General features: G+C 71.2%; 3 protein-coding genes and 1 pseudogene. 2 read left to right on the top strand and 2 right to left on the bottom strand.

What is annotated here, in order from left to right; genetic code table 11:
- Nucleotides 1-490 (top strand): annotated as a pseudogene (locus ABS772_RS05765) (hypothetical protein); the annotation flags it as partial.
- Nucleotides 491-853: 363 nt separating this feature from the next.
- On the opposite strand, the gene ABS772_RS05770 reads toward ABS772_RS05765, so the two are convergent.
- Nucleotides 854-2,560 carry a DEAD/DEAH box helicase gene (locus tag ABS772_RS05770; protein WP_350392930.1) on the bottom strand — a complete coding sequence of 569 codons (1,707 nt, stop codon included), beginning with the start codon at nt 2,558-2,560 and terminating at the stop codon, nt 854-856.
- Between the two features lie 532 nt (nt 2,561-3,092).
- Here ABS772_RS05770 and ABS772_RS05775 point away from each other — a divergent pair.
- Entirely contained in the window at nt 3,093-4,223 is a 1,131-nt protein-coding gene (locus ABS772_RS05775; protein WP_350392932.1) for an FkbM family methyltransferase, read from the top strand.
- A 145-nt stretch (nt 4,224-4,368) separates the two neighbouring features.
- Here ABS772_RS05775 and ABS772_RS05780 read toward each other — a convergent pair whose 3' ends face one another.
- Nucleotides 4,369-5,415, bottom strand: a complete 1,047-nt coding sequence (locus ABS772_RS05780; protein WP_350392933.1) for an HD-GYP domain-containing protein — start codon at nt 5,413-5,415, stop codon at nt 4,369-4,371.
- Nucleotides 5,416-5,671: the final 256 nt, after the last annotated feature.

Consider the following 5,671-nt stretch of genomic DNA (forward strand, 5'->3'; position numbering starts at 1 on the left):
CCGCTCGCCCCTGCCGATCGAGCCCGCCCCCACGGTTCCGCCCGCGTCCCGCACGGCGGCGGCCGTCGCTCCCGCCAAAGTCACGGTTCCGCTGCCGCCGAGCCGCAGCGAGACGGTCCGGGCCAAGACGGAGCAGCCGGCCCGTTTCGTGTCGCTGCCTGCAACGGCGAAGCCCGAAGCCAAGGTCGAGACCAAGCTCGACGCGAAGGCCAAGACCGAGAAGGACAAGACCGAGAAGGACAAGGCCGAGAAGGCCGAGATCGTGAAATCCGATCCCGCCCGCAAGGCCGCGTCCGCCGCCCGCAGCCGGCCCGCGGACGCGCGGCCGACGCAGACCGCGTCGGCGCAGGTGCCCGCCCCCCGCCCGGCGCAGGACGCCGCGGACGAGCCCGAACTGCTCGGCGTCAAGATCCCGGGCGGCCGCCAGATCCGCGAGGGCTGGGACGCCGCGGTGAACGGCCTGCTCGGCAACAAGTCCGGCGGCGAGTAGCCGCCGTCGACCGATCCGGCACGGGCGACCGGACGCGGGCCCGGCAGAGGCCCACGCCGTCGGCTTGATCGCTTCGGTCTCGCCGCTGTCAGCGCGGGGCGACCGACGATGCGCCGGCATCATCGTCGATCGGTATCATACGGTTTCCGGTTGATTGGTTCGGTACAGCCCGCACTCCGTCATTCCGGGGCGCCGAAGGCGAACCCGGAATCCACCCGTGATGCCATGCTGAGCCGCGCGTCACGGGTGGATCCCGGGTTCCGCTACGCGGCCCCGGGATGACGAGGGAAGCAATACCGAAGGATTCAAGCGGAAACGGTATCACGTCGAAATCCGCACCCCGCCCGGGCGGCGGCGCGCGGCTCAGGCGCCCCGTCCGGCCTTGGTCGCCTCGCGGCGGTGGCGCTGGGCGCGGGGGCTCTTCGGCGCCTTGGCTGGCGCAGGTCCGTCCCCCTGCATCCGCTCGATCCGGACATCCGCGGGCCCGCGCCGGGCGAAGGCGGCTGCGAAATCCTCGGCGGCGCTGGCCCGCACCTCGAAGGCCGTCTCGTTGTCGAAGATCCGGATGGCGCCGATGTCGCCGCGGCCGATCTGCCCGCGGCGGGTCAGCATCGGCAGCAGGCGGCGCGGCTCGACCCGGTCGCGGCGGCCGAGATTGAGCCGGAACCAGGCCCCCGGCTCGTCCTCGCCGATCCGCGGGGCGCCGACCGGCACGCCGCTGCGGGACTCGGGGCGCCGGCTCGTCTCGTAGGCCGGGTCGCTCACCTCCTCCGGCACGGGGATGCGCGAGCGGTAGAGCCGGGCGAAGGCGGCGGCGAGGCGCTCGGGCGGGCAGCGCTCCATCAGCGCCTCGGCCCAGTCCCGCTCCCACTCGCGCTCCTCCTCCGTCTCGGGCTCGGAGAGCAGCGGATCGGACATCATCCGCTCGCGGTCGAGGGCGCGGATCTCGTCCGCATTCGGCGGGCCGCTCCAGTCGGGGCTGACCTTGGCGATGGCGAACATCTGCTCGGCGCGCCGCCGACGGGCCGGCGGCACCAGCACGACGCTGGTGCCCTTGCGCCCGGCCCGGCCGGTGCGGCCGGAGCGGTGCTGCATCACCTCGGCGTCGTGCGGCAGGTCGGCGTGGATGACGAGGTCGAGGCCCGGCAGGTCGATGCCGCGGGCGGCGACATCGGTGGCGACGCAGACCCGGGCGCGGCCGTCGCGCAGGGCCTGGAGCGCCGCGTTGCGCTCGCCCTGGCCGAGTTCGCCCGAGAGCGCCACGGCCGAGAAGCCGCGCTCGGTCAGCGAGGCCTGGAGATGGCGCACCCCGTCGCGGGTGTTGCAGAACACGATCGCCACCGGCGCATCGACGTAGCGCAGCACGTTGACGACGGCGTGCTCGATCTCCCGCGGCATCACCCGCACCGCGCGGTAGACGATGTCGGCATGGCCCCGCGTCTCGCCGGCGACGGCAAGCCGCAGGGCATCGCGCTGGTAGCTCTCGGCCAGCGCGACGATCGCCTTCGGCAGGGTCGCCGAGAACAGCAGGGTGCGCCGGTCCTCGGGCGTCGCCGCCAGGATGAATTCGAGATCCTCGCGAAAACCCATGTCGAGCATCTCGTCGGCCTCGTCGAGGACGACGGCACGAAGCCCCTCGGTGACGAGCCGGCCGCGCTCCATGTGGTCGCGCAGGCGCCCCGGCGTGCCGACGACGATGTGGACGCCGGCCTCGAGCGCGCGGGCCTCGCGGCGCGGATCCATGCCGCCGACGCAGGGGACGACGCGGGCGCCGGTCTGCGCGTAGAGCCAGGTCAGCTCCCGCTGCACCTGGAGCGCCAGCTCGCGGGTCGGGGCGATGACGAGGGCCAGCGGCGCGGCCGGCGGCGGCAGCGTTTCCTCCGGCCCGAGCAGCGTGCCGGCGATGGCGAGACCGAAGGCGACGGTCTTGCCCGACCCGGTCTGGGCCGAGACGAGCAGGTCGCGGTCCGGGGCGGCATCGAGCACCGCCTGCTGGACCGGTGTCGGTTCGGCATAGCTGCGCTCGGTGAGCGCCCGGGCGAGGGGGGAGGGCAGAGACGGAAATGGCAAGGGAATGGCGCCTTCAAACCGGCGAATTGGCACCGGCACACTCGAACCGACAAGCGGCCGGATCGGAACTGAGCCCCGCTTCTAGCGCCAAGCGAGCACGCCGACTACTACCCGCATCGCGGAGCGGCGTTGCGCGGTGCGGATTGGGCGGGCCCGAGACCATCGAGCCGCGTGGCCCCGCGCGATGCAGGCTCTCCAGGAAATCGGTCCAAGCGGCCGGTCAGGACAAGGACGAGCTATCCGCGTCGGCGCTCCCCTGATCGAGGCTAGAAAAAAATCACGGCGATCGTCTTCGGCGCTGAGGCCGGTGGGTTTCCGCCGTTCTCTTGCAACGGCGCCGGTCTTCACCGATAGCAGGAGCATCGAATACGGAATCCCCGATCTCGATCGGTCCGGTTTTTGCTCAAAAGGCGAGAGCGTCTTCCATCCCCCCACGCGACGCCCATCCCTCGGGCACGATGCGAGCGCGGCGTGCGCCGCAGAATGACCCTTCGTCCGCATCGTCTCCGGATTGTCTCCGACGGGAGAGGACATGTTGCCAGCGCCCGTTTCCGAATCGACCGACATCGACGCCTTCCGCCTGCATGTCTGTCAGCGGCTGATCGCAGCCTTGGGCCGAAACGAAGACGACAACATCGATCACAGCTATCCCCCCTATGAAGTCGTTGCCGGGCAGGATGAGTTCGACAGAGTGCGGGCGCAGTTCCTGGCATTTCTGACGGGCCATTGGGGCGACATGGCCCGATCCTACGGCCGCCTCGAAGACGACGCGTCACGCAAGCTCTTCGTGGACCTGCTGCTGTTTCGCGTCCTCGGCTGCCGCCATGTCCGGCTCGACAGCAACACGCCGGATTATTGGGAGGCGCGACGGCAGTCTCAGACGCTTCCGGCCGAGGCCTCGCCCTTCGCCGACGTTCCGGGCGGCGCCGGCCTTTGCCACGTTCGGTTGCCGCGCGAGACGCGGACCCTCGAACTGGATTGCCTCCGCCCCAACATCTTCTTCACCTTCCTCCTGCGGCAATACTTTTTCGACCGCGGCGGCGTGCGGGTGCGGCCCGAGCCGGGTGATCACGTGATCGATGCGGGGGCCTGCTTCGGCGACACCGCCGTCGATTTCGCCGAGACCGTGGGCGCGACCGGGCATGTCTACTCGTTCGATCCGCTCGAAGCCCACCTGACCATCACCCACCACAACATCCGCCAGAATGACCTCTCGAACCTGACCGTCTTCGGACATGGTTTGAGCGATCACGCGTTCGAAGCCCCGCCGGTCGACAACCTCTGCAATCCGGGCTTCGCGGAGGCGGCCGTGATGCCGGTCCGGCGGCTCGACGATCTCGTCGCGGCGGGCACGGTCCCGCGGATCGACTTCATCAAGATGGATATCGAGGGGTCGGAACTCCCGGCCCTGCGAGGCGCCGAGGCGGCGCTGCGCCGGTTTCGCCCCAAGCTCGCGATCTCCGTCTATCACCGCTGGAGCGACTACTTCGAGATCCCCGACTTCATCGCGAGCCTGGATCTCGGCTACCGGTTCTTCCTGCAGAACTACACGGTGGGAGAGGGCGAGACGATTCTCTACTGCATCGCCGCGGCCGACGGCGGACCGGTCGGGAACGAGCCGTCCGGCGGCGAGGCGGTTCAGGGCTCGAGCCCGTCGTCGTAGCGCTCCCGGGACAGGACCGGGCTCGAGGCCGCCCGAGCGGGTCCGAGGGCATTTTCGAGCGGGGGGTCACCGGCTCGATCGAAGAAAATGCGAAGGACCAGAAGCTTAGAGCGTCTTCCGCGATCCGCGGATCAAGGAAGACGCTCTACGCCGCCCGCTCCTGCACCAGGGCGACGATGTCGTCCCAGCGCGAGAGGAAGGCGGCGACGCAGGCCGGGTCGAAATGCCGTCCGGACTCCGCCTCCAGATGCGCCCGCGCCCGCTCCAGGGGCCAGGCGGGCTTGTAGCTTCTGGCCGAGGTCAGCGCGTCGAACACGTCGGCCACCGCGACGATCCGGCCGGAGCGCGGGATCTCCTCGCCCTTGAGGCCGCGGGGATAGCCGGTGCCGTCCCAGCGCTCGTGGTGGGTCAACGCGATCTCGGCGGCGATCTGAAGCAGGCGCGAGGAACTGTCGTGCAGCATGTGGTAGCCGCGCAGCGCGTGCTGGCGCATCTCCGCCCATTCCTCGGGCGTGAGGGGGCCGCCCTTCATCAGGATGTGGTCGGGAACGGCGATCTTGCCGATGTCGTGCATGGTCGAGGCGAGCGCCACGTCGTCGGCCTCCTCGGACGACAGGCCGAGCCCCTCCGCCACGGCGATGACGCAGCCCGCCACGCGGGTCAGGTGGTCGCCGGCCTGATCGTCGCGGAATTCGGCGGCGAGCATGAGCCGGCGGATGATCTCGCGCTCCCGCGAGGCGGCGTCGGCCACCGCCCGCGCCGCGTCGCGCCGCATCGCGTGCGCCCGGTCATCGCTCTCCCGGCGCGCCAAGGCGAGCTCGATCAGCACACCCACCCGATCCTGCAATTCCCCGGCTTCGAAGGGCTTCGACAGCACGTCGGTGGCGCCGGCCTCCCGACCGATCCGGCGCAGGGTCCGCGCCTCGCCTCCCGCCACCAGCAGGACGGGCGTGCGGGCGAGGCTGTCCTGCTCCCGCAGGACGCGGATCAGGGCCGGGGCGTCGAAGCGATCGGGCTCGGCCTCCACCACGATCACCGCCGGCGCCTCGGCGACGAGATCCGCGACGACATGGCCTGTGACGGCGACGACGCTGCAGGACTGGCCGCGCAGGGCGAGGACGAGGGGGGCCGGGGTCCGCGCCGCCACGACGGCGACGACCGCGTTCCCGCTTCCTTCCGCCTCGCCCGTCATCGCGTCATCCACGGCGATCCCGGCGCGACCCACCGCCCGCCGACTCCCGATCGCCGCCCCCCTGCGTGCCTGAACATGGTTAACCGACATTGAAATGACGGGGCCGATTGTCGGGCGGTCGCGCCCGCCGCGCAAGCGGCGAGCGGGCCGCAACGTTCCGGCCGGTGCCGGTCTCCCGCCTCGCACCGGCTCTGCCGAAAACCGGCCGCCACTTTTCGGGCCGGTGCCGGTCTCCCGCCTCGCACCGGCTCTGCCG

The organism is Methylorubrum podarium, assembly GCF_040270385.1.
Taxonomy (GTDB): domain Bacteria; phylum Pseudomonadota; class Alphaproteobacteria; order Rhizobiales; family Beijerinckiaceae; genus Methylobacterium; species Methylobacterium podarium.